The organism is Kitasatospora sp. NPDC004669, from assembly GCF_040609455.1.
Taxonomy (GTDB): domain Bacteria; phylum Actinomycetota; class Actinomycetes; order Streptomycetales; family Streptomycetaceae; genus Kitasatospora.
The window spans coordinates 5,570-9,413 of the sequence record NZ_JBEXKB010000146.1; the positions used below are offsets into that span (position 1 = coordinate 5,570).

Annotated in this window: 3 protein-coding genes; all 3 read left to right on the forward strand. The window is 69.6% G+C overall.

Annotated features, from left to right (window positions below):
* Positions 1-131: 131 nt before the first annotated feature.
* The 3 genes from ABZW30_RS45620 to ABZW30_RS45630 all read left to right on the forward strand — a co-directional run bounded on the left by ABZW30_RS45620 (position 132) and on the right by ABZW30_RS45630 (position 3,579).
* Complete coding sequence (locus tag ABZW30_RS45620) at positions 132-2,042, forward strand: RiPP maturation radical SAM C-methyltransferase (RefSeq protein ID WP_355677245.1); 1,911 nt, start codon at positions 132-134, stop codon at positions 2,040-2,042.
* Positions 2,039-2,614: a DUF5825 family protein gene (locus ABZW30_RS45625; RefSeq protein WP_355677246.1), complete on the forward strand. Its 576-nt coding sequence runs from the start codon at positions 2,039-2,041 to the stop codon at positions 2,612-2,614. Before ABZW30_RS45620 ends, ABZW30_RS45625 begins: the two co-directional genes overlap by 4 nt.
* A gap of 386 nt (positions 2,615-3,000) precedes the next feature.
* Positions 3,001-3,579 (forward strand): tetratricopeptide repeat protein, encoded by a 579-nt coding sequence (locus ABZW30_RS45630; RefSeq protein ID WP_355677247.1) that lies wholly within the window; start codon positions 3,001-3,003, stop codon positions 3,577-3,579.
* Positions 3,580-3,844 lie beyond the last annotated feature (265 nt).

Here is a 3,844-nt window from a genome sequence, read left to right on the forward strand (position 1 = left end):
CGTAACCGGATCGACGCTCCGCCGTCCCGGGTCGACTCGCCCGCCGAGCGGGACAGCTGAGCCGAAGCCGAGACAGACCTATCGACGGTCGGGGCCCCACCCCGGGGTCCCGGCCCGACGCGGGAGCAGATGTGAGGCTGAGTCTGGTGTCGATGCCGTGGCAGCTGCTGGAGCTGCCTTCGTTGGCGATCGGCATTCTGCGCCGCCGCGTGGCACAGACCCGACCGGAAGCCGAGGTCTCCGAGGCGCACGCGGCGATGGACTGGGCCGGGTTCCTGCTCGCCGAGAGCGGTGGGGATCTCACCCCGCACGACTACACGCACGTCGCGGAGACCGGCCTGCACCACGGGCTGGGGGACTGGGTGTTCGCCGGTGTGCTCTACGACGACGACTGCTGGCGCGAGTTCGAGCTCATCCGCTACGCGAAGGCCAATGACGTCGACATCGAGGTAGTGCGTCGGATGCGCCCATACGCGCGCCCCTTCGTCGAGCGAGTCGTCGACGAGCTCCTGCGCGAGGACCCGGACGTCGTGGGATTCACCACCACGTTCATGCAGAACGTGCCGAGCCTCGCGGTCGCCCGGCTGCTCAAGCAGCGGCGACCCGGAGTGAGGACCGTCATGGGCGGGGCGAACTGCGACGGACCGATGGGCGCGTCACTGCACCGCAACCACCGCTTCGTCGACTTCGCCGTCCGAGGCGAGGGCGAACTCGCCTTCCCCGCGCTGCTGGACCACATCGCGGCGGCCACACCGCCACTGGACGTGCCGGGGTTGTGCTGGTGGGACGGCGACCGGCCGGTGGCGAACCCCGAGAGTGCCGCACAGGTCCCGCCCGGCCTGATCCCCACCCCCGACTACACCGACTGGCAGCGCGCCCTGGAGGCGTCGCCGACGCGTACCTTCGTGGAGCCCAAGCTCGCCGTTGAGGGCGCCCGAGGCTGCTGGTGGGGTGAGAAGCACCAGTGCACCTTCTGCGGCCTCAACGGCTCAGCCATCGCCTTCCGCAGCAAGGACGCCGACGCCGTGTGGCAGGAGGTGTCCGGCCTGATCGAGCGCCACCGCATCCTGGACCTGGTGATGGTGGACAACATCCTGGACATGGGCTACTTCCGCAACCTGCTGCCGCGGATGGCCGCCAGTGGTTGGGACTTGCGCGTGCACTACGAGGTGAAGTCCAACCTCCGTCCCGACCAGCTCGATCTGCTTGCGGCGGCCGGGGTGGTGCACATCCAGCCCGGCATCGAGGGCCTCAACGCCCGGGTGCTCGACCTCATGGACAAGGGCGTCGGCGGCGCCCGGAACGTGAGCCTGCTGCGGGACTGCCATGACCGTGGCCTGACGGTGAGTTGGAACTACCTCTACGGCTTCCCCGGGGAACGCGACGCGGACTACGGGACCGTGATCGACCAGATGCCCGCACTGGTGCACCTGCAGCCGCCGGGCGCCACCATACGCATAGCGCTGGAACGGTTCAGCCCGAACTTCGAACGCCCGGAGCTCGGGTTCGCCGAGCGGGCTCCGTCCCGCGTCTACGACCACATCTACGACCTGCCGCCCGAGGAACTGGCGGATCTGGTCTACCTCTTCGACACACCGCCGCAGGGCATCCGCGGCGAGATCGAGGCTCGGCTCCACCGTGCGGTCGATGCATGGCAGGCCGCGCACACCACCTCGTCCCTGGTGATGGTGGCCGACATCGACGACGAGGTGCGGATCGCCGACCGCAGGCAAGGCTGGCCGTCGCGCGACCACCTGCTGCGCGGTCTGGACGCTGCCGTGTACCGGCTCACCGAGCGGGTCCGCACCACGCCGTCCGTCCTCCGGGCGCTCGCCGAACAGGGCTGGCAGGCGTCGGAGGACGAGGTGGCTGCGGCGCTGGCGGGCCTGCGGGAGCTCGGACTCGTCTACTGCGACGGGGAGCATGTCGTGGCACTGGCGGTGCGCGACCTCCCGGCGCGCCTCTGCCCGAAGCGGATGAGCCCGACGCCTCTCGCGGAGGTCGGTGAGATCCCGGTCCCATTCCCGGAGGGAGCCGAGTGACCGCAGTGTTCGGCGATCGGGCGGCCGACCTGATCCGCAGGCACGACCCTGGCTACGGCACCACGGTGGAGCGCGGCGTCATCGTCGTGCGCGACGAGGTCGACCTGGGTGGGAACCCGCTTGCCACACTGACGTTCCTCGCGTTCCTGCGGGTCTGCCTGGAGGAAGGCGTGGCGGTTCGTTGGACGGCCACCGCCAGCGGCGAGCTCGACACCGCACCGCTGCACCATCTCTGGCCGCCGAGCGGGATCGTCGGGCTCCCCACCGATCGTCGGCGGGCCTGGCGCCAGGCGTTTCGGTACGGGCTGTGCTACTTCAGGCGGGGGCCGGGCTTCATCACGGTCAAGGACGCCCGGGCGGAGCACGGAGTCCACCTGATGCTCGACCACCCGGACCTGATCGCCACCTTCCTGGCCGGATGCACTCCGCTGCCCGCCGACCCCCTCACCGCGACGCAGCGCCAGGCGGTCGGCCTGCTCACCGCGGAGAACCTGATGTACAGCCTCGGCGATCTGCTACTGACCCTGCCCACGCATATGCGCCGTTGGCCCGTACCGTTCAGCGCGGTCTGAGTGGGCGTCTCAGTGGCTTTCATCCCTGTCCGCTTTCGTGACACCACGCTCCATAGGAGTAGATTGCTCTACCGTCGATCGTCCGGCTGGGCTGTCCGCTTCATCCGCTTCTGGGCCCTGAAATCCGTCTGGTTCGAAGAAGTCACAGAACCGCCCAACGAACAGCGGAACAGGATCCTCCGCCCCACCGCGCGACGCCGTCCCGGCCGGGACGGAAGGAAGGATCTGATGCCCCATGAGCTGAGCGTTCAGTGTCGGGGCTGGCATGATCGCCGGGTGACAGATGTTCGCTTGCCCGCAGGCCGGGGATCGGTGCGGCTGTGCTGCCGGGGTGGTTGCTGATGGTTTGGTGGTTCCGTCGGCGGTCGGAGCCGGACGACGAGGTGGTGTCGGTTCGACTGCCAGCCGCCCACGAGATCGAGCTGCCGCCCGACGAGGAGCTGGCCGAGCTGACGGCTGGGGCGGAGCTGGGCGACGACGTGGCGATGGGAAACCTGGCGGTGGCCCTGCATCTGAGGGGTGACCGGGCCGGCGCGCTGCACTGGTGGGGCAAGGCATGGGCAGCCGGGAACGTGGTTGCCGGCTACAACCTGGGAATGCTGCACACGGCGGCCGGTGACGCGAACCGTGCGCAGGTGGTCTGGGAGAAGGCCGCGGCGCTCGGCGATCCCGACGCCATGTTGGGCCTCGTCAAGCAGGCGCTCGATCGTGGCGATGCGGCCGGTGTCGAGCGCTGGGCGCCGGTGATCCTCGCGCAGGACGAGGCGTTCCCGATCACCGCCCTGGGCGTGGCCCTCCGGGACCACGGCGACCTGGCGCGAGCCATGCGGGCGTTCCTGCGCGCCGAGGAGCTGGGTGACGGGTACGCGATGGAGTACCGGGCCCGGATCCTGGCTGCCCGGGGGCAGCACGAGGAGGCTGACGCGCTGCGAGCACGGGCGGCGAGGGCCGAGCGGATGCTCTGAGGTGTGGAAGCGCGGTGAGTCGGCCCCAGCATCCGTCCACCGCCCAGCAGACGCTCAACTCGCCGACTGGAGCTCTCAGTCACAGAGATCGTGACTGAGCGCTCCAGTTGGTGGACGAGCGGTTGAGTCGGCGTGTCCCACCTGATTCTGCCGAGGAAGCCCGGGGCTTCAGGACTCCGTTGGGAAATTCGTAAACCGGGCTGGGTGATCAGGCTGCCAGGTCGAGTGCGGCGAGGTGTGAGGTGCGGGTCTTGCCGAGGGGTGT